The organism is Pseudomonas sp. HB05, assembly GCF_016756915.1.
In the GTDB taxonomy this organism is placed as follows: domain Bacteria; phylum Pseudomonadota; class Gammaproteobacteria; order Pseudomonadales; family Pseudomonadaceae; genus Aquipseudomonas; species Aquipseudomonas alvandae.
In genome coordinates this window covers 63,872-84,067 of sequence record NZ_JAESPG010000020.1, presented here as the reverse complement: position 1 = coordinate 84,067, position 20,196 = coordinate 63,872, and the positions used below count along the sequence as shown (strand labels likewise).

At 55.3% G+C, this 20,196-nt stretch carries 14 protein-coding genes; 7 read left to right on the top strand and 7 right to left on the bottom strand.

All coding sequences use genetic code 11. The annotated features are described in order from the left end of the window. Window positions 1-28: 28 nt before the first annotated feature. The gene (locus JMN22_RS18315) at window positions 29-775 is read right to left on the bottom strand and encodes an NADPH-dependent F420 reductase (protein WP_030139743.1); all 747 of its coding nucleotides are present in this window, start codon (window positions 773-775) and stop codon (window positions 29-31) included. A gap of 102 nt (window positions 776-877) precedes the next feature. Here JMN22_RS18315 and JMN22_RS18310 point away from each other — a divergent pair, with 102 nt between their 5' ends. Further along, window positions 878-1,231, top strand: a complete 354-nt coding sequence (locus tag JMN22_RS18310) for a winged helix-turn-helix transcriptional regulator (RefSeq protein WP_198797640.1) — start codon at window positions 878-880, stop codon at window positions 1,229-1,231. A gap of 43 nt (window positions 1,232-1,274) precedes the next feature. On the opposite strand, the gene JMN22_RS18305 is transcribed toward JMN22_RS18310, so the two are convergent. After that, a complete protein-coding gene (locus tag JMN22_RS18305; protein WP_198797639.1) occupies window positions 1,275-2,153 on the bottom strand; it encodes a LysR family transcriptional regulator in 879 nt (292 codons plus the stop codon). Between the two features lie 99 nt (window positions 2,154-2,252). On the opposite strand from JMN22_RS18305, the gene JMN22_RS18300 reads away from it, so the two are divergent. From JMN22_RS18300 to avs3b, 4 genes are all read left to right on the top strand, one after another. After that, entirely contained in the window at window positions 2,253-3,422 is a 1,170-nt protein-coding gene (locus tag JMN22_RS18300) for a mandelate racemase/muconate lactonizing enzyme family protein (RefSeq protein ID WP_198797638.1), read from the top strand. Between the two features lie 101 nt (window positions 3,423-3,523). Beyond that, entirely contained in the window at window positions 3,524-4,831 is a 1,308-nt protein-coding gene (gene dctA / locus JMN22_RS18295) for a C4-dicarboxylate transporter DctA (protein ID WP_198797637.1), read from the top strand. Between the two features lie 494 nt (window positions 4,832-5,325). Beyond that, window positions 5,326-11,559, top strand: coding sequence for an NACHT domain-containing protein (locus JMN22_RS18290; protein WP_198797636.1), 6,234 nt, complete (start codon window positions 5,326-5,328; stop codon window positions 11,557-11,559). Beyond that, complete coding sequence (avs3b, locus tag JMN22_RS18285; RefSeq protein ID WP_198797635.1) at window positions 11,537-12,241, top strand: AVAST type 3 anti-phage proein Avs3b; 705 nt, start codon at window positions 11,537-11,539, stop codon at window positions 12,239-12,241. The genes JMN22_RS18290 and avs3b overlap by 23 nt, the downstream gene beginning before the upstream one ends. 405 nt (window positions 12,242-12,646) lie before the next feature. Here avs3b and JMN22_RS18280 read toward each other — a convergent pair whose 3' ends face one another. From JMN22_RS18280 to JMN22_RS18260, 5 genes are all read right to left on the bottom strand, one after another. Further along, on the bottom strand, window positions 12,647-13,678 hold the full coding sequence (locus tag JMN22_RS18280; protein ID WP_198797634.1) for a type I restriction enzyme HsdR N-terminal domain-containing protein: 1,032 nt from the start codon (window positions 13,676-13,678) through the stop codon (window positions 12,647-12,649). An 880-nt stretch (window positions 13,679-14,558) separates the two neighbouring features. Continuing rightward, window positions 14,559-14,834: a hypothetical protein gene (locus JMN22_RS18275; RefSeq protein WP_198797633.1), complete on the bottom strand. Its 276-nt coding sequence runs from the start codon at window positions 14,832-14,834 to the stop codon at window positions 14,559-14,561. Further along, window positions 14,831-15,811 (bottom strand): integrase domain-containing protein, encoded by a 981-nt coding sequence (locus JMN22_RS18270; RefSeq protein WP_198797632.1) that lies wholly within the window; start codon window positions 15,809-15,811, stop codon window positions 14,831-14,833. The genes JMN22_RS18275 and JMN22_RS18270 overlap by 4 nt, the downstream gene beginning before the upstream one ends. After that, window positions 15,789-16,148, bottom strand: a complete 360-nt coding sequence (locus tag JMN22_RS18265; protein WP_198797631.1) for a hypothetical protein — start codon at window positions 16,146-16,148, stop codon at window positions 15,789-15,791. Before JMN22_RS18265 ends, JMN22_RS18270 begins: the two co-directional genes overlap by 23 nt. Further along, window positions 16,132-17,532 carry a YfjI family protein gene (locus JMN22_RS18260; RefSeq protein WP_198797630.1) on the bottom strand — a complete coding sequence of 467 codons (1,401 nt, stop codon included), beginning with the start codon at window positions 17,530-17,532 and terminating at the stop codon, window positions 16,132-16,134. The genes JMN22_RS18265 and JMN22_RS18260 overlap by 17 nt, the downstream gene beginning before the upstream one ends. Before the next feature lie 1,131 nt (window positions 17,533-18,663). On the opposite strand from JMN22_RS18260, the gene JMN22_RS18255 reads away from it, so the two are divergent. Continuing rightward, window positions 18,664-19,134, top strand: coding sequence for a hypothetical protein (locus JMN22_RS18255; RefSeq protein ID WP_198797629.1), 471 nt, complete (start codon window positions 18,664-18,666; stop codon window positions 19,132-19,134). Between the two features lie 874 nt (window positions 19,135-20,008). After that, window positions 20,009-20,176 carry a hypothetical protein gene (locus tag JMN22_RS18250; protein ID WP_192102760.1) on the top strand — a complete coding sequence of 56 codons (168 nt, stop codon included), beginning with the start codon at window positions 20,009-20,011 and terminating at the stop codon, window positions 20,174-20,176. Window positions 20,177-20,196 lie beyond the last annotated feature (20 nt).

Sequence of the window (20,196 nt, the reverse complement as noted above, 5' to 3'; positions counted from 1 at the left end):
GGGGCGAAATCGCGCCGGTCAGTACGCGTCAATCAGGTGCGTTCAAGGAGCGGTTCATGGCGACAATATCGGCATGGCTTGGGTTGGGGCCGAGCCGCTCGAAGTGTTTAGGAAACTCGTCTCGTTTCGCAGCGGCTTGTCCTTTGGAGGCGGTCAAAAGCGCCTTGCGCAGAGTCTCGGCGTCGTAGTCGCAGCAGTAGCCTGGCGTACACGGTTGCTGTCTCCAGGACTCTTCCAGGGAACCTCCGTCCACCGGATCGAAGCCCGCTTGGTTGACCAGGGACATCACCGTTTCCTTCGCCTTGGGATCGTCGCCAGCCACTGCCGCTGCCAAGCGACCCGGGGTGCCTTGGGCACTGCCCAACTCTGCCAAGGTATAAGCCAGGATATTGTTGAAAGCCTTGATGACGGGGCGCCCAATCTGCTTCGAAACCCAAACGCTTTCCGTCATCCCTTGATCAATTTCAGCAATGTTGGGGTCACGTAGGCCAGGGTAGTAATTACTCGTGTCCACCACCGGGACGCTGCCCGGTACAGCGGCAAACAGATCAGCAGGCAGTGCGCTCAACGCCGGTAGCGGTATGGAGAGCACGATCACATCCGCACCCTCGACTGCGCCGCGAATGTCCACCGGTTCGGCTCCAATCTCTTCGGCGAATGCGCGAACGCCGTTGATGCCTCGAGAGTTCGCAACACGTATGTCGTGACCCGCTGCCTTGAATTTGCGAGCGAGGGTGCCCCCGATATTACCGGTTCCGATGATGCCGATTTTCATGGCTGAGCCTCCTGGGTCATTTGTCTTGCACCGATTCTAGGAGGCTGATGTGATAATGGTAAGTACCTACCAAAAGGTGTGTAACTCACCATCGAGGAAGAAATGGAACGGGAGTGGGATTGCGGCGATCCGCAAAATCGTCGGAAATGGGCCGAGGCAACGACCGAAACGCTTCGCGTGCTGGAAGGGAAGTGGAAGATCATTATCTTGTGCCAGCTTTTCGCGGCGAAGGGCGCGCTGCGTTTCTCGGATCTGGAGAAGCTGATAGAAGGGATCAACCAGAAAATGCTGATCCAACAGCTAAAACAGTTGGAAAAGGACGGCATTGTGCTGCGGACGGTGTATCCGCAAGTGCCACCGAAGGTGGAATACAGGCTCACGCCCATGGGGCATGCACTCGGGCCGTCTATCCAGGCATTGATCGAATGGGCAGAGATGAGGCGCGATCACACCTGAGATGACTGTCGAGGCGCAATGGCCCGACGCGGGCGAAGCAACTTCAGCAATCCTTTAGCTTCGCCCAGAACTCCTCCGCCGATGGGCTAATGGCACCCGTTGGACGAGTGAGGTGAATATCCAGCGGGATATCCCAGCTTTCGTCGAGGGCTCGTACCAGGCGTCCGTCGGCGACCTCTTGCTCGGTCAGGCTGCTTGGCAGCCAGGCCACCCCTTTGTTTTCCAGCGCCATGGACATGAGCACCGCTGCGAGGTGGCTGCTGAACAGCGGCTTGAGGTGCAGGAACTCTTCCTTGCCTTGGAGTCGATGAGCGACGATGCGCCCCAGCCCGGACTCCTGGGTATACGCCAGGTACGGCAGCGTTGCGGGCGCATTGCCAAAGTTTGCGGAAGCGCTCGCCAGTGGGACGAGTACATCCTCGCCGACCTTCTTGCCCATGAACTGATCCGGGGCCAACAGCGGCGGGACATCCGGATGGCGATGGCAAAGCAGGAACTGCACCTGGCCCTGGATCAGCATCTGCTCACAGGCCGCCATGCTATCGGAATGCAGTCGCACCGCCTCGATGGGGGCACCGTTCTCCGTGCTTCTCAGCCACTTCGGAAAAAACGTGAACGACAGCGAATGGGTGGCCGCGAATTGCAGCGTCTTGATCGCCATGCCTGCCACTTCCTGGGCTTCGCTGCGCATGCGATACAAGCGTCTAGCCGTCTCTTGGGCACTGGGCAAAATCTGCTTCCCAGCCTCGGTCAGCGTGGCACCTTGTGGCGTGCGAACGAACAGTTCCACACCCATCCAGTTTTCCAGTGCACGGACTCTGCGGCTGAATGCCGGTTGAGTCACGTGGCGCGCCTCAGCGGCGCGAACAAAGCTGCCGTACTCCGCCAACGCTGAAAAATCTTCTAGCCAAACGAGTTCCAAGGGCAATGCCTCCTGTGCATGGGGCGCGGCATTATTAGCATTGGGCGGGTGTCATCGCAAAGCATAACGTGGGGCCATCAACAACAAGAGGAACCCGCCATGCGCATCGTCGACATCCGTGAAAAAACCGTTTCCATTGCCTCGCCAATTGCCAATGCCTACATCGACTTTTCCAAGATGACCTGCTCGGTCGTCGCTGTCATCACGGATGTGATTCGCGAGGGTAAACCGGTCATCGGCTACGGTTTCAACTCCAACGGTCGTTATGGTCAAGGTGCTTTGATGCGTGACCGTTTCCTGGCGCGCATCACCGAAGCCGACCCTGAGTCGCTGATCGACAAAGAAAACAATAACCTTGATCCGTTCGCCATCTGGAAAACCCTGATGACCAACGAAAAACCCGGTGGCCATGGTGAACGCTCCGTTGCGGTGGGCACTATCGACATGGCCGTCTGGGACGCCGTCGCCAAGATCGAAGGCAAGCCGTTGTATCGCTTGTTGGCTGACCGTTACCGCAACGGCGTGGCCGACGACAAGGTATGGGTCTACGCCGCCGGTGGTTATTACTACCCTGGCAAGGACCAGACCAAGCTCAAAGCGGAAATGCAGAGCTATCTGGATCGTGGCTACGACGTTGTCAAAATGAAGATCGGTGCGGTTCCTCTGGACGAAGATATCCGTCGCATCGAAGCGGTACTTGAAGTGGTAGGTGATGGTCGTCGACTGGCGGTCGATGCCAACGGTCGTTTCGATCTGAAGACCGGTATTGCATACGCGGAGGCCATCAAAAAATACAACCTCTTCTGGTACGAAGAAGTGGGCGATCCGCTGGACTACGCACTCCAGGCTGAGCTTGCAAATCACTACGAACTGCCCATGGCCACCGGGGAAAACCTGTTCTCCCATCAGGACGCCCGTAATCTTCTGCGTCACGGTGGTATGCGTCCTGATCGCGATTACCTGCAGTTCGATTGTGCACTGTCCTACGGCCTGGTCGAGTACATGCGCACCCTGAAGGTGATGGAAGAGATGGGCTGGTCTTCGCGTCGCGTCGTTCCGCACGGGGGCCATCAGATGTCCCTGAATATCGCCGCGGGCCTGCATCTGGGCGGTAACGAATCCTATCCCGACGTGTTCCAGCCGTTCGGCGGGTTTGCCGACGGGATTCGCGTGGAAAACGGCTACGTGGGCCTGCCGGACATTCCGGGTGTCGGCTTCGAAGCCAAGTCCGCCTTGTACGCCGTCATGCGCGAATTGGGCGAGGGCTGATAGCCCCGAACGCGGCCTCTTCGCCTGAGGCCGCCGTTATCCGGCGTCAACCGTTGGCGCCACACCACACGCCCATCACAACAATAAAATGAGGTGCTCCCGTGGAAATCTCCAAGTCCCGCTGGTATAGCCAGCTGTACGTCCAGGTGCTGATCGGCATCGTGGTCGGTGCCGCAATCGGTCACTTCGAACCGCAATTCGGCGCCAAGCTCCAACCTTTCGCAGATGGCTTTATCAGGCTGATCAAAATGCTGTTGGCCCCCATTATTTTTGGCACCGTGGTAGTCGGTATCGCCAAGATGGGCAGCATCAAGGAGGTCGGTCGGATTGGCGTCAAGGCGCTGGTCTATTTCGAGATCCTTTCGACCATCGCCCTGGTCATCGGCCTTGTCGTGGTCAATGTTGTAAAGCCTGGCGTTGGGATGAACATCAATGTCGACACGCTCGATGGCAGCGCTATCGCCAAGTACAGCCAAGCCGCCACGGAGCAGGGTGGCACCATTGATTTCTTCATGAACATCATCCCGCAAACCTTCATCGGGGCGTTCTCCAATGGCGCCATGCTGCAAGTCATCCTGCTTTCTGTCTTGATGGGCGTGGCCCTGGTTCAAATGGGGGAAACCAGCAAACCGCTGATCAATACCATCGATCTGTTCCTGCAAGGGCTGTTCAAGATTGTTGCCATGGTCATGCGCCTGGCTCCGATTGGCGCTGGCGCGGGGATGGCGTTCACGATCGGCAAATATGGTATCGGTACGCTGCTGTCCCTCGGCCAGTTGTTGATCGCGCTCTACGTCACCACCCTGGTCTTCATCGTGATCGTGCTGGGCACGGTGGCTCGATGGTCAGGCATGCCCCTGTTGCAGTTTCTCCGTTACTTCAAGGACGAGATCCTGATCACGCTCGGGACGTGCTCAACCGAGGCCGTGCTGCCGCGAATGATGGTCAAGCTTGAAAAGCTGGGCTGCAAGAAATCGGTGGTGGGAATGGTGCTGCCGACGGGCTACACCTTCAACGCGGATGGCACCTGCATCTACCTGACCATGGCCGCGATCTTCATTGCCCAGGCAACCAATACGCCACTGACGTTTATGGACCAGATGATCCTGTTGGGCGTTTTCCTGCTCACGTCGAAAGGTTCGGCTGGCGTGGCGGGGGCCGGATTCATCACCCTCGCGGCAACGCTCACCACCATCCACTCCATTCCGCTGGTAGGCCTTGTCCTGCTCCTGGGCATCGATCGGTTCCTCAACGAAGCACGAGCCGTGACGAATTTGATCGGGAACGGTATCGGCACGATCGCCATTGCCAAGTGGGACAATTCTTTCGATGTGGAAGCGTGTGAGCGGGAGATTGCGGCGATGAAAAATGAGAAGGCGGCGCGTAGGGTGTTTGCTGCGCAAAAGTGATTGGTATTGCTTGCTTGATGGTGCTGGGAGCTTGGTTTGACTGGATTCCAGGCACAAAAAAAGACGTCCGAGGACGTCTTTTTTTGTTGGATTGGTGGGCCGGGGTAATTTGAATCTGTTCGGTAAGCTATTGATTTATAACATTAATAACAATTTTAATTTTTAGTTGGAATACCAATTGGAATACTGCACTCCACTTGACCACCTGTTTGCATTCGATCTGACCAGCACGCTTCGTAACTATGATTGGCAGTGAACTGCCCAAACCGGCCGGTCGTGTCGTCTACGACATAAGGGTTGATTCAAGCTATCAATCCAGCAGCTACCACCCCGCTACTACCCCAAGATTACTAGTTGGTTCAGAATGGTCTCCGTTGCAGCGCCGGTGCACATCCGGTGAACGATCGCATCCGTAGGTCATTCGTTCCTCTCCTCACTGCGTTCGCCCAGCTGCTTGACTAGAGACATTCCACACACAAGGAGGTAAGCCATTAATGGCAGGCGATGATTTGGTGCGCCCGAGCCGGGACGGCGATCAGTTTCACTATCATTGGGCAGCGCGCCATTGCCTTTCTCTCTTGCCGGGATTGGGTGATCTTGTAGCCATTTCTATCGAGGGGGCCTCTGTGGCGGAGGGGGGCAGATCCGTGGAGGATGGGGACGAGCTCATTGATGTTGGCTTTTACTACGGTAGTGAGAACGTTGAAGATGCGCGAAGCGTTCATTACGTCCAGCTGAAGCACTCAACGCGGCATGCTTCAACACCTTGGACGGCAAGCGGCCTCAAAAAGACCCTCAAAGGGTTTGCCAAGCGCTACACAGGACTCAGCTCCAAGTTTTCCGCAGAAACGCTCCAAGAGAAATTTAAATTTACTTACACAACCAACCGTCCTATCGACATAAAGGTGAAAGAGTCGATTGAGGATTTGAGACATGCTCAGCGTTCTCGTCATCCCACGGTTCGACAATCGCTCATACGCTATACCGGGCTGAGTATCAGTGCGGCTAAAGAGTTTTTCAAAATTTTCTCGGTGGAAGAAGGTGAACCAGGGCTTTGGGCGCAGCGGAACCTACTCAGCCTTGATATCGCTGTGTATCTGGCTGGCACAGACTATGATTCTCCGGTTCAGCTCAAAGAGCTCGTCTCCCGCAAAGCCACGTCTGAATTCGCTCATGACCCTTCTATTCGCAGACACGATGTATTGCGGGCCTTGAAGGTCACGGAGCCGGAATTGCTTCCGGCTCAATGCTTGATTGCTTCTCCCACTAATGCGATGTCTCGAGAGCAAGAGGGCGAAATCCTTGCGTATTTGCTCACTTCTACGCAATCAGTAGTTCTGCACGCCGACGGTGGTGTCGGCAAGTCAGTGTTAGCTTCACGCTTGGCGGCATTGATGCCCAACGACTCCGTTGCGGTGCTTTATGACTGCTTCGGCGACGGACTTTATCGAAACGTACTGCACTATCGCCACCGACACCGCGATGCACTCGTCCAGATTGCCAACGAGCTCGCCTCCCTGAGCCTTTGTCATCCGCTAATACCATCTGCCCATGTGGATGCTAAGGATTTGATGCGTGCGTTCTTGGGCAGGCTTAACCAAGCCATTGCTGTAATACGCGGGCGTGATCCTGACGCATGTTTGTGCCTGCTCATAGATGCTGCGGACAACGCCGATATGGTTGCTGAAGAGTTGGGCGAGCGAGCATTTGTCCGAGACCTGATCCAGCTGGAATTACCAGATGGCGTGAAATTGGTAATGACCTGCAGGACGCACCGTAGGGAGCGCTTGGGAAGTCTGGTTAATGTTCATCAGATCGAGCTAAAGCCCTTCAGCAAAGCAGAAACTGCTGTGCACTTGCGTTGCGAATTCCCGGATGCGACTGAAGCGAACGTAGCTGAATTCGCATTTCTGACGAGTTCTAACCCTCGAGTTCAGGCTCTGGCTTTGAGTCGTGGGTTGCCGATGGGGCAGATGCTGAGAGAGCTCGGCCCCGCGCCTTCCACGGTCGAATCAGCAATTGGTGACTTGCTGCAGCTTTCCGTTGAAAAACTAAAAGAGCGGGAAGGGAATACGGAGGTCGCTCAAATCGATCTTATCTGTCAGGGACTGGCTGTGCTTCGGCCACTAGTGCCTGTCTCAGTTCTGGCACAGATCTCTGGCATATCTGAGGGTGCAGTTCGAAGCTTTGCATATGATCTTGACCGCCCGCTAGTCGTCAAAGGAGATAGCCTTCACTTCCTTGATGAGCCTACTGAAACATGGTTCAGAGAGCGGTTCAAGCCAACGCCAGCGATACTCGCCTCGTTCTTGGAGCGTCTACGACCGCTCGCGAAAAGTAGTTCTTATGTTGCCTCCACGATCCCTCAATTACTCCTGTCGGCCGGGTACCTGGATGAGCTTGTCGAATTAGCTCTATCTGAAGACGGCCTGCCCACCACAAATCCGATCGAGCGTCGGGATGTGGAGCTTCAGCGGCTTACATTTGCGCTCAAAGCATGTTTGCAAAAAAGGCGCTATGCCGACGCGGCGAAGTTGGCATTAAAGGGAGGAGGTGAGGCCGCCGGAGAGTCGCGTCAGATCAAGCTCATTCAGACCAATACTGATATTGCCGCTCATCTCCTTGCACCAGACAGAATTGAAGAACTCGTCTCAAGACGCACATTCGACGGCGGTTGGATGGGAGCACACCATGCTTACGATGCAGGCCTGCTCTCAGGTCGCGATCAGTTTAAAGCGGAGGCTGGTAGCCATCTCCGTATGGCGATGGACTGGTTATACGCGTGGTCAAGACGTCCTCAAAGAAAACGAGAAGCTGAGCAGGTCGACGATGCTGATCGAGCTGAAATCGCCATGGCTTACTTACGAGTCGAGGGGCCGGAGGAGGCCACGAAGTTTTTGAGTCGGTGGAAACCTCGCCGGCTCGCGTTTGACGCGAGTAGGCTGCTCGCCAGTCGGCTCGTCGACTTGGGGCAACTCGATCAGTTGGATTTGCTCGCCATCCACTCCGCGAACAACCTCTGGATTCTGCTGGGGTTAATAACGGAGGCTGCACGAATCGGTCATTGCATTCCCCCGGAGCCCATGGCCAGGGTCATGCGTGTCCTGATGGATCAACGTGTAAAACTAAACAAGAACTCCCAGTGGGAAGGTCGTTGGGAACTGTTAGACGCTGTTACATCTGCGGTAACAACGTCGCTAAAGGTACTGCCGCGGCAGGACGATGCCTGGGCAGATTTACTATGCCGGTACCTACCCGAACGGCCCCCATCGGAATTCACAGATCGTTTTGGCTCACATCGTGGGTCGTTACTACGAGCCTACGCTTTGGAGTCGGCGCTACGAGGCAAGTCTCTCCTACTAGTCGACATAGCACCTCCTGACATCCGAGATGAGATGGAAAACAAAGCTTCGCGGGGAGGAGGCGGGGACGCCGCCGCTTTCAGACTCGCCATCGGCGGCGTGTTGTCTTGGTATGTGCTCGCTGCGGAAATCTCTTGTGGAAGAGCTCCGGCCGACTTGGCCAGCGCCATCGAACAGGCGCTGAAAGCCACTGAGAGCGCTGCGTCAAAGGACTACCAAGGCCAATTTAATATCCACCAGGTTGCAGCAGTAGAGTGGATACGCATACTCAATGCCTCCTCCACGACTGACACTGGACATGTCGATGTGCTCCGGGCTTGGTGTCATGCTCGAAGGGAGCAATGGTGGCCGGCAACTCTTACTGCCATGTGCTGGATAGCTGCTCGAGCCAAGGGCATGCAGGACTTTTCGTTGGTGCTTGCGATAGCAGCTTTCGAAACGTTGGAAAACTCCAGAGAGCATGCTGACTCAAGAGCCGACGACTATTTACGCCTGGCTCGTGCAGTGTTTCCTGCCAATAGTAATGAAGCTGCGGCTTATTTTGATAGGGCAGTGGAGATCTCGAGTCGTATCGGCGACGAGAATTTGGACCGTTGGAGCGCACTACTGCATTTGGCGGAGGCCGCTGCGCAGCGTGGTGCTTCCCGTTCGCGCTCTGCTTACAGGCTTTCACGGGCCGCTGAGCTCACGTATGAATATGTGGCTCGCGACAAACATTTCGACTGGAATAGAACGGTCGATGCTCTTCTCTCTTCATGTCCTTCCTCTACGTTCTCTATTCTTAGTCGGTGGCGTGACAGGGATTTTGGCGATGCCGGGCGGTTGATCGGGATCGCTGTCCATAGTCTGGTTCACTCTGGCGAGCTTCCAGCCTTCGCCCCGTTGGTGTTATACGGTCTGGATGCTGGTTGGGATGGGCTCACTGACATCCAACAGGCGGTGTTAGCGGAGACTGATCAGGAGCGGAGAAAACTCATGCTTCAGATCGGTTATCGCTATCTGAGAGTAGAGCCCCAAAAGACCGATACCTGGATAGGGCTTGCGGAGCTCGGCCGCTCTCTGAAGCTTGAGCTTTTAGACCTGGATAGGTTGATTGCCGCAGCAGAGGCAGAGTCTGCTAGCAAAACTACTCCAGGTGATCATTCTGATCTTGATGATGAGCCGAAGGCAATTCAAGCGGACTGGGATACCCTTTTTGCTGAGATTGACTTTTCTAGTCCGGAAGACCTCCGGAAGGCTTATAAAGGACGAAGTTCTATCGCACCTGGATCCACACCAGTCGAGTTTTTCCAGCAAGCTTTGCAGCATAGCGGGACGAGCCGAAGCGTTGGATTTGTGCGGGCTATTGCCGCTTGGCCAGACTTCGGATTGTTCGAGTTGCGGTACCTTTTGGATGCCATCCCTAAGGCGAGCCGCAAGCTGCTTTCGTTGCGCAAAGCTTTGAATGAAGCAACTCTAGCCGCTTGCCGTAACACCCCTGAGTATGCGCGGCGTACCGGCTGGGGAAATGTTTTCCCCTTTGAGGACCTTTATAGAGATGGCATCGTATCCGAAGATGAAGTGGTAGGTGCTGTGCTGCAAAGCTTTGAGAAAATTGAGGCTTTTGATGCTGCTGATTTCTTCCTACTGATAGACCCACTCTCTTTCCGTCTTCGACCCGATGAAGCCGATGGCGTCTTGAACTTCGGGCTGGACCTCCTCGAAGACATTCTTGAACCTGAAGATGGCGATGGGCCTTGGACTGATGACTTGATGCCTCCCTCTTCGTGTCTTACCTCGCTGGCTGGATACCTCTGGGTTAGCCTTGGGTCTCCTACGGCGTCAGAGCGTTGGAAGGCTGCGCATGTGATAAGAGCATGCATCGAACTTGACTGGAGAGAACTACTGTTGGCTCTGGTTGAGCGGGCCGATGCTGGCAACGGGAGCCCGTTCACTGATCAAGGCCTTCCTTTTTATGAATGGCATGCTCAGCAGTGGTTGTTGATAGCGCTTGCGCGTGGAGCACTCGATCGTCCTGAGGCTGTGATCCCATTTGTACCCTACCTGAAGAAATCAGCCGCCATGAAGCATGTGCTGATTCGCCACTTTGCCCGCGAAACGCTACTCGTCATGCATCGTACAGGAGCCCATATCCTAGAGGATGTTCCCGAGCTGCAAGCTGTGAATGCTAGCCAGCTTCCATTACTAGCTGGTCAGCGATGGCAACGGAAACGGTTGAACGAGACGTGTGAAGACGGCGGCGTTTCCAATGACGAAAAGTACTACTTCGGCATCGACATCAGCCCCTACTGGTTCGCTCCGTTGGGAGAGGTGTTTGGGCTTAGTGAAACATCGATAGAGGTCCGGGCGAGACGGGTACTTCGTGATCAAATGCCTATCACGTACGCCCTTGGCAGGGACGACCCGCGCTACAAACGAAAACTGTTTCCCAGTCTCGCCACCAGTCATTCGCACGGGTCAATGCCACGTGTAGATGATCTGCGGGCATATCATGCCTATCACGCCATGATGCTGGTCGCCGCTGACTTGTTGGAGACACACCCCGTAGGTACCTGTGAGTACGAGCTGAAGAATGACTTCCAAGTTTGGCTTCAAAGCCGATTACTCACCCGAATCGACGGTCGTTGGCTTGCGGATCGTCGCGATCCTAATCTGACCAATCCTCCGATCAAGCTCCAGGGGGACAGCGCCCATAGCTGGTACTGGAGAGTCACGAAAGACTATCTGCACAGCCAGTTGCGAGCGGATGACGGCTTTCAAGTTTTGTATGGGCATTGGTCAAGTGGCCACAGGGATGATGTTGAGAACATTAAGGTACAAAGTGCTTTCGTCTCTAAGGACAGTGCTGCGGCACTTCTTGCAGCCTTGCAAACGTCTCCTGTTGAGAACAGATTTTACATCCCTAGAGCGGATGAGTCGGAACCTGCGGGGGAAGCGTTCCGGATTTCTGCATGGGTTACTGACGAAAATTTAAGTGCACAGCTGGATGAGTATGATCCGTGGGCAGCAAAAATGGATTATCCAGGTCCGCAACCGTTACCCCACATCATCAGTGAGCTCGGACTTACCGCTTGCCCAGACCTCAGGCGATGGAGATCACCGTCAGGGGCGCTGTTGCGCAGCGAGTCATGGACTCGGTCCGTCGGTTACGGGCGAGACCATGATCACCTCTCAGGTACCCGACTAAGTTGCGATAGCTCGTTTTTGGCCGAGCTCCTGCAAGCGCATCCGCACGAGCAATTATTAATCTGCGTATCCGTACGACGGGTGCCTCCACGAGATAATGAAGCTCAGTTTGAGCCTTATCCGTGGCCCTATGAACACTATTACTTGATAGGCAACGATGAAATCACTCGAACGCTCTAAAGCTGTAGTGGATTTGGGTAAGCGGCTGATCGCTGAGCTCAACCTCGCCGACGATCTGTTAACCCAATGGATGGCGCACATGATTGCCGAGCGGATCGATGCCACAGAAAAGGCATCGAACGAGGACAAAGTAGCGGCGCAGGATGCGTGTCAGCAGGCGATTTTCAACTTATGGGAGCGTCGGAACAGTATTCCGTTGGAAGCGAGGCCGCTCCAGGAGCTTGAGCCACTCATCCACACGTTGGACTCCCTCAATGTTGATAGCGCAGTGCGCTACCGGCACTTCCAGGAGAGGCCAAGCGACGAAGAAATGGATGCTGTGGAGGGCTCTGCGAAGAATTTTCTCGAACTCGCGCGGAGGCTCGATTACTCGGCTCGTGTGCTAATCCACTTTTTGATTAGCTCGGCAGCAAAGGATGCTGCCGAGCAAGCGATTCCCTGGTTGGAAGCGCTGGCCAAGGCCGGTGCGGATTCCAGATATGTGCTGCCATATGTACAGTTTGCGCTAAATGGCCCGGGCGCTCACGAAGCTAATGAGCGCGAGCTAAAGTCTCTGGCGGAAAAGATCGAACATCTGGAGTCATTTTCTAATATCGCCACTGGAGTCGCTACAGAATTGAGGTCGCGGATGGCTCAACTCGCAGGTGAGGGGGGCGGTGGTGAGTCCGACTCTGAGCCATGAGATGGCATACCTATGCAGTTGAATCAGGTCGTTGGCACCACGATGTCATTACTCGCCTCATGCTGTAGGCGGCGCCCCCCAACTCATTTCTGTAATCTCACTTAGATGCTACGACCAGCCGCTTCGGGTCCAGGCTGTGTGAAAACGCATGCACCGTTTTGAAGTGTCTGCCAGTGTTTGGTTAGTCAGCAGACATGAAATTTGCGTAGAAACGCGATATTCGTTTCGATTCTGACTGTAGAACTTGCTCTAGAACGTTTTCACACAGCCTGCACCCAAAGCGGCTTTTTATCTTTCTCGGGAGTGCCCACCGCCAAGCAAGAAAAAGCCAGTGATCGATACGCCCGCTATCCGAAGTTCTCGCTCCGCGGTGTACTACCCTCCGAGGGTAAATAGTCTAGGTACTCAGAGATCGAAGCGAAGGCTATCTGACTTCTGATCGAGAAGAGCGATGAAATCCGTACCGCTCTCAATTTGCTTAACATCGGCCAACGAGAACACCAATAAGAAAGTGCCGTCGCGATCGTACGCTGACTGAATTTCTCGCAACGCGTCAAGACCAGTTCCCTCGCCTGTGATCCCGTTCTTTGCGAACAGAATGCCGAGTTGTGTCTTTGCCTTGCGCAGCTTGCCTAAGAAATCGCGAACGGGAGCTACACCAACTGGGCTGCTCCAGTTTTTGCACTCAATCAGGCAGTATCGACCTAGCTCCTCAAATAATGGGATGTCGAACTTCGATCCTCGATACTCGACTACAAGGTCTATTTCGCTGGATCGTGTAATGAGATTGCGGTACTTGCAGTGCAAAGATGGGGCGTTAGTAAAAAGTAAAGTAGCGAGTTCTTCAAGGGAGCGCCCCTTATCTTGATTGGTAGTCGCTGTTTCCACTTGTACGATCAAGTCGGAAATGGCCGCGCGCCCTTGCTTAATCTCGTGCTCACTTTGCGTCCAGCGTCCAAGTCGGCCCAGCAATTCGGATGCGTCCGCGCCACTTAAATTGGCCAAATCGAATAATCCGACAGTTTCACCATCATCGACGGCAAGCTGTGATCTGCCAATAGTCATCCCCAAAGGACTACCGAGCGCTGACATATACGTACGAAGCTGTCGCAAGGAGTGTTCGTTGAGGCGCAAGCTGCTGCTCTTAATCTCAATAACTATCCATGGACGTGCTCCTACTGCAGGTGCGAGTACGACATCAGCACGCATTGCGCCGACGCTGTATTCGTACAGGGTTTCAGACTCCGCGTAACCAAGAGCACTCACAAGTTGAGGGATAATCGATCTCGTAAAGTCAAGTTCCGTGGCATGCGCACTAGCCGGAATCTCTCTAAGTATGCGTTGTAGCTCTCCAGCAGATTCGCTCAGGTAGCGCTTCAGTCTTACTTGCCCTTTCGGTGTAAGCACAGCGCGACCGTCGGCTATCATTTTTTCCATCACCTCTCTTCGGTATCTCCAGTGCCGATTCGGAGGAGGGGAGTTTCCTAAGATTGAATAGGAAAGCGCCGGTCGGTCACCGTAGGCTGTCGCGTCCAACATCACATAGGGACCGCGTGGATCGCTATCCGGATTGCGGTAATGTGCAGAGGGGGAATCCGCGTTGCCAACGCTTGAATCAAGCCTGTTCTTCATTGAGATCGCTGTTCCAATTTTGATCTGCGGGTAAGAGGATGGAGTGTAGAAGAAATGGCTGAAGAATTTAACAAAGTGATCAAAGCCAAAAGGAAAATCACAGTCGCTTCATCTTCAGCACAATGTCCCTTGCTGGCTGATTGTTGCCTGTCGCGAGAGGCCGCAGTCGACCGATTGTGTTGAAAAAGTCGACCTGCCTGGCTACCCATGCATTGAGCGGTGAGAACGCCATTTTTGCATGCTGCTACGTCAAATCTGAGCCTTGAGCCTTCTGCGCAAAACACGGATTTCAATCTCAGACGCGTACTTTTCTGCCGTGGAAACCGAAGCCGACTTTTTCAACAGAACCGACCCTTTGCGGTCGGTCAGAACAGCCAGAAATCAACCCCTCAACTGCCGCTCATGTGTCTGGGAATCTAAGGGCAATTCAGAGTGTTGCTTCATCCTCCAAAATGAGGGCTTTTCAGCCGTCGTCAACAAGATCAGTGTCGTGGTACTGCTGGCTCGACTTAATGCGTAAACGACGGCAATTGGCCGTGTTCGACCTGTCACGACTAACCGGGTTGGGTTGCTTTTTGCCATTGCGGCGGTGTTTTTCGATCAGGTTCATCCGCAAGAGAATATCCACGCTGAGATGGATGGCGGGCAAGCGAGTCTGGAGGGTTGCCTATCCACGATTCGAACGTTAGATCAGCATTTCTCGGTCGTTCCCTAACCTCTTCCAGACCAATAAGGTGGTGAGCCGATAGTAATACCGAGTGGCATCGGAATGGTCTTTCAGGTGTTGAGTGAGAAACCAGCGCACATGCTTGAGTTGCCAGGTCCAGGGATTGTCTCGTCGCCATCGTTGTTGAATGGCCGCTTGCATGATTCGGGCTTGGCGTAGGTGGCGTTGCTGCGTGACCTTCGAGCCGGTCAGTACGCCGCTCAGGAACAGCGCCATATCGAAGGACTTGGTCATGCTCGACCTCCAATGTAGGCCGACATCACATCGATCCGGTTATGCCCGAGTTCAAGGCTGATCTGTTGGCGCGCCTGTTGATCAAGGTAGCGGTCAATGCGATAGCAGTGACCACCATTGACCGGAGCCGCGTGGCCAGTGAGCTGCTCGTAACGTTCGCAGGCGTAGGCCGCTCGCAGCTCATGGAAACCCTTCAGCCCGTGTTCATGCAGTGTTTCGCGGGCGGGGAGCACGGTCTGTTGCAGGAATGCAGCATAGCTTTCGTCTCGGGCCAGCAAGTTGCCGCTGCGGGTCGGCGACGCATGACGAGCAAGCTGCAGTGCCGTTTTCACCTCTTCATTGGCCACAACCCATCGCGGCGCTGAAGCGCCTGAGCGACCGCCTTTGGTACCGTCCTGGATGTTGATGCGGCCTAAGTGTTCGGCTTCGCGTTGCAGTCGTGGCAGGTCAGCCAGGATCGCTTCGCGCAGGCGCATACCGGTTGTTCGGGCCAACAGGACAATAGCGGCCACCCGCACGCGTTGCAGTTCGCCCAGCGCCTCGAGTACTCGCCGCACCTGTTGGTGGTCTTGGCCATCGGGCGCGCGGGTGCGTACGCTCGAGCGCTGCTGTCCCAACGCCTGGCTCGGACTGGCGATCCTCACGTCCTGATCACCGCGCAGCGCCGCGAGGGTACGGTTGACGCTGCTCAGGCGGTTCTGCGCGGTCGCGATGCAGAGTTCACCTTGCTGGATCTGCTGGCGCAGGTACGCGGCGTAATCTTGCAGCGTCTGTTGATCGATCTGACGCGCATCGTTGTAACCGGGGCCGTCCTCTGACCGACACCAACGCACGAACGCTTGCCAGCGATCGCTATGCGCTTTGACCGTGGCAAAGTGGCCGCCGGCAAACAGATCTTTGAGCGCTTGTGGGCCGGCGTAGCTTAGCTGGCGTCCGTAGCCAAAGTTGCGACCCTCACGCCGACCGACCAGAGTCATCATCTTCACCGTTTTCGTTTGTTTGCAGAAAGAGCAGCAAGGCTTTCCAGTGGGGGCTGAGCCTGTCCAGCTGCTGCCAGTGTGTCGGGCGGATCAGGAGGGCGTTCTCCTGGTGTTGCAGCAGTGCCCCTTCCTCGCGCAGTTGCTTGATCAGCCGGGCGAGGTTGGCAGGCTCAAAGGGTGGTGTGGCGACAGCGGCGACAGTGGCGACAACCCGCGTCATTTCTGGCCTGGCGCGTGGCGACAGGGTGGCGACAGCGGCGGCGACACGCCGCGATTCTGGTTGCGGTTGAAGTTGCGCCTGGTAGCGGCGCACCGCGTCATTGAGGCGAAACATGGCGGACCTCGAACGTTTTTCCGTCGCGGCTGCTCAGCCAGCGATGAGTGATCAGCACGACCAATAGAGAGGCGGTATGGTCAGCGCTCTTGCGGGCAAAGCGAGGGCCGTTGCGATTGACGTCGCGAATGGTGAAGTGAGTCCAGCCTTTCTGCACCAGCCAGCGCAGCAGCCGATCCGCCTCTTCGCGTCGGCTATTGACCGGCTCCTGTTCGGTCAGGCGCTGGCTCTCGGCCAGGTAATAATCCATCAACGTGGAGGCGCGCTGGATGTGTGCTTCATCCAACTGACCGGCCTCTTCAATCATGGCCAGCACGCCCGCGATGCGCAGTACATTCGCCGCGGCCTTGCCCGCGACAGGCTGGATGCCGGCCAGCTCGCCGAACTCGCCAGACTGGCACTCGATGGTGTCGTGAATATCGATCCAGGTACGACGGGCGCGGGGAGTCAGCTCCAGCGTGACGGGATTGAGTGATCCATCCTTGTGAAGCGACCAGGGCTTTTGCAGCAGGGCGGTGATCCGCTGTTGGTAGCGCTGGACTTTGGCATCTAGGGTCAGGTCGATCGCCTTGTAGAGTCGCTGGCCGGCCAGGCGCTCGGGCCAACTGATCAGACAACGGCCGAGGATGCCTTGGCCATTGATCACCGGGTCTTTGAACAGCTGGATGGCCAAGTAGGGTTGCAGCATCAGATGCAGGCTGAGGCGGCGATCATAGGCGCGCAGGCTTTCTCCAGCCATGGAGCGGGCCCGGTCGATCGGGCTGCCATCCCATAATGTCGACAAGGTGGTGATCGCCTTGAGCAGATTCTCTTTGCTCATGGTGCTGCTGCCCAAGAACTGGCCACCTTCATCATTGAATAAACCCATGCTGGGCAAACCCTGGCACAGACTTTTGACCAGGGCCTCTATAGTGGGCTCGGCAATGATCAGTCTCGGTGGTACCGGCTCGGATAGCTCACCGCCTTCCGCTTCCGCGTGTTTCTTTGAGGTTTTGGGTTTGGTCATGATGCTGCTGGCTGCGCGATAGGCTTTGAGCTTTTCCGCATACAGAGTCCACTGCTGTCGTTCCCAGTCGCGCGCCGCTTTCAGTGCCAGCTGATCCACCGCGCTTTTGCGATCACCCGAGGACGCCACCGTCAGCAGGTAGAGGGACAGCGGATAGGTTCGGCCGTCGAGTAGGACATTGGCATGACCCTGGCTCACCAGGGCTGCGCTGGCCAGCACCGATTGTGCCGCCATTGCGCAGGGCACGCCGATCACCCGGGCCAGTCGCTCGACCGCAGAGCCCAACAGATCCCCCAATGCTTCGACCGGATAGGGCAGTGGCGCCTGCTGGTATTCCAGCAATGGTTGTGGTGGCTCGAACGCTTCGCACTGTTGCATCACACTTCTCCTGAGATTATCGACTTCGTCCTCACTCATCCCGCCACGGTTGTTGAGTGTTATCAGGGATCAAGGCCCCTGCGACCTGTGAGGGTTGTCCACTAACGCGGGACTGGCGGCTCTTTACGACCGGGAGCTTGGGCATCTCATGATCTGGCCTCCTGAACACCGATAGCGGTGGGCGGGTGGAGGCTGCACTGGCTGACGAGACCGGTGCCGCGAGATCCTGAGTCGGGTGAAAGCAGTGAGGCGATGACCGGGGCATATCTGACTGTCAGTCAGGTGCAGTCCACTCCGTGGGCTGCGGCACCATCATCTGCATCGCTGTTGCTGGTGAATTCGGTGTTTGTCACGCCGATTGTCACGAGAGGGAATGCCGCAAAGCCTTGTACGAGTTGGGCTGCAGCAGCGGTAGGAGCGCCCGTCTCTTTAGGAGGCAAAGAGACGGGCAACAGGTTGGTGCAAGAAATGGCCAAGCGGATAAGTTGCTGCAGAGCAGCCAGGAGAAAGCCTGAGTTGCCACAGTGGGCAAAGTTGAGAAGTAGGCATCCATCACATCGCTGTGACTGTGCGAGCCGCCGGACGCTAATCGCACTTGGGGTGAACCACCACGATGTGGCGTAGCCTCAAAGGTTCTGGCTACCTGGGTGCTGTCGAGGACAGCGCTGGTACAGTTCTGGTTTAGCGCTCGTTCTGCTCGCGGTCAACAGCATTTTGGGGGGTACTGTTGCGCCAATCGGTAGCGCTGGGAGACCCTGGAGCCCGGTGGTTTTCCATGGCCGGGTGGTCGTTCGTCGGTTTTTAATGTGAGCCTGCGTAATTGCATGGACTTGACCAGTACACGCCGTAGTGACGACCGGCGGAGAACGGCCAAAAGCGGTCATCTTGTGAGTACGAAAACCAAGGGCAGTTTATTTTTTCGGAGCAGTAGAGGAGGCTGCCGGGGCTACCAGATACCGGTCAAGCCTTCTCAGTGCGCTAAGTGCGGCGAGGGAGACGTCGGCATGACGATGAGGTATGCGCATCTGGCACCGAAGCACCTGCTTGACGCCGGCGGTCAGACTCGGGTCCCAGGCTGATAGTGGCGCAATGCTGTTATGATGGCGCTCTAAAATTGACTTTATGGTGGTTATGGATAAGCGCACGAGGCTGTATCAAGAGTTTTTCATTGCTTTGGCTTTGGGAAGCGTCCCCACCTTCATCGCTTACTGGTCAGGTGGAGTTAAGCTGCTGGACGCTGCAGTTAAGGCTCAGATGCCACCTGATAAAGTACTCTGGTACCTGGTCACCTTGCCGGCGCCTTATCTCATAGCTGTTCTCTTTGACCGCTTTGTTTGGAAAAAAACAGAGCTGATGAAAGCTCGTTCTGCTTTCTGGCGCTCCACCTGGACAGAAGTCGGAACAGCATTCCACTCTCTGTGGCGTGTGTTGGTCGGCCTTTTCTTCGCTATCCCGATTCTTTGGTGGCGGTATGAGCCCGAAACATTTCAGCTCTCAAAGGCTAGCTTCTTTTTCGTCTGGGGATTCGCATTGTTGGCACAGTGCTGGTTCTTTTCTCTAGGAAGAAGTCTGCTTGAAGGGCGTGTGCGTCAGCTTTCCTGATCCCGTTCTCTAAAGGTTTCGACAGCTTCCAGAAATGAAATAAAAAGCCCTGTACAAATAGAGCTTTTTCGTTTGGAGAGTGGAGCGGGTGGCCGATGCGATCACTATATATGTACGACTTGCGATTGATCTCGTTCAGGCCTGGTGAATGTCAAATCGAGGAAGAATTTTACCGGACTAATCGATACCTGGTGAGGGGGGAGGAACTCGCTGGGTATCACCCGATGATCATCAAGCGGCTCCTGGGGATCTGATGCTCAGCGGCCAAAGCGGCTTTCTTCGAAGAAGGAAATAGAAGCCTCATTGGATTTTGCTCAGCACGGATCTTGAATACGGCTTCAGGCGGTATCAAAAGCTTCCCGCGCTGATAGCGAGGGTTCATTTTCCCTTCACCTGCTCCACAAATTTCAGCGCGTCCAGCAGGCAGCATTTAGATAGAGTCAGGCGAGATTCGTGAAAGTGCCTGCAACAGTCAAAAGTACTCATTTCGCCAATCTGGCGTGCGCCATGTCCAACGTAGTGGGGGACAGGGTAATCACGAAATATTTTCGCTGTGAGCGAAAATATTTTTTGACCTGCCTATCGTGTTCTGCCATGATGATTTTGCGGTCGATGATTTCTCGATTGCTTGTAGGTGCTACGGCACTGCGGGGGTTGATTTTGGACCTCTAACTTTTGGGCCGGGCGTGTGCGGTCGTCACCGTGCGCGTATGTGGTGCGGTCTTGTAGGCTTCGTCGAGACGTCGAAGCCTGGTGATTTCAGCGAGGGGGAAAAATACAGTTCAAACATCGGTCATTTGGCTTGTAAAGGTTGCATCGAGAGGTCGGTTCCACATGTCGTGGACTGACGCAAACCCTTACAGGAGCATTCAATATGCAACCACGTGACGAGAAAGCCGAAGAACTGTACCTGGCAAAAGTGAAGACAAAGCAGCGTTTGAGATTACTCAAAACCTGCTTTGGTGTGATCAAGATTCTTGTGCCGTTACTGTCGATAATTGACAAGCACTGGATGAAGATCATCGCGTTCTTCCATGAGTAGTCTACCCCGCTGGTGTCACA

What these genes read in the sequence shown, in the direction of transcription:
- JMN22_RS18260 (WP_198797630.1), bottom strand. Translation starts at nt 17,532, where the DNA reads ATGCAACAGTGCGAAGCGTTCGAGCCACCACAACCATTGCTGGAATAC.
- avs3b (WP_198797635.1), top strand. Translation starts at nt 11,537, where the DNA reads ATGAAATCACTCGAACGCTCTAAAGCTGTAGTGGATTTGGGTAAGCGG.
- JMN22_RS18310 (WP_198797640.1), top strand. Translation starts at nt 878, where the DNA reads ATGGAACGGGAGTGGGATTGCGGCGATCCGCAAAATCGTCGGAAATGG.
- JMN22_RS18315 (WP_030139743.1), bottom strand. Translation starts at nt 775, where the DNA reads ATGAAAATCGGCATCATCGGAACCGGTAATATCGGGGGCACCCTCGCT.
- JMN22_RS18300 (WP_198797638.1), top strand. Translation starts at nt 2,253, where the DNA reads ATGCGCATCGTCGACATCCGTGAAAAAACCGTTTCCATTGCCTCGCCA.
- JMN22_RS18290 (WP_198797636.1), top strand. Translation starts at nt 5,326, where the DNA reads ATGGCAGGCGATGATTTGGTGCGCCCGAGCCGGGACGGCGATCAGTTT.
- JMN22_RS18250 (WP_192102760.1), top strand. Translation starts at nt 20,009, where the DNA reads ATGCAACCACGTGACGAGAAAGCCGAAGAACTGTACCTGGCAAAAGTG.
- JMN22_RS18255 (WP_198797629.1), top strand. Translation starts at nt 18,664, where the DNA reads ATGGATAAGCGCACGAGGCTGTATCAAGAGTTTTTCATTGCTTTGGCT.
- JMN22_RS18280 (WP_198797634.1), bottom strand. Translation starts at nt 13,678, where the DNA reads ATGGAAAAAATGATAGCCGACGGTCGCGCTGTGCTTACACCGAAAGGG.
- JMN22_RS18265 (WP_198797631.1), bottom strand. Translation starts at nt 16,148, where the DNA reads ATGTTTCGCCTCAATGACGCGGTGCGCCGCTACCAGGCGCAACTTCAA.
- JMN22_RS18270 (WP_198797632.1), bottom strand. Translation starts at nt 15,811, where the DNA reads ATGACTCTGGTCGGTCGGCGTGAGGGTCGCAACTTTGGCTACGGACGC.
- JMN22_RS18275 (WP_198797633.1), bottom strand. Translation starts at nt 14,834, where the DNA reads ATGACCAAGTCCTTCGATATGGCGCTGTTCCTGAGCGGCGTACTGACC.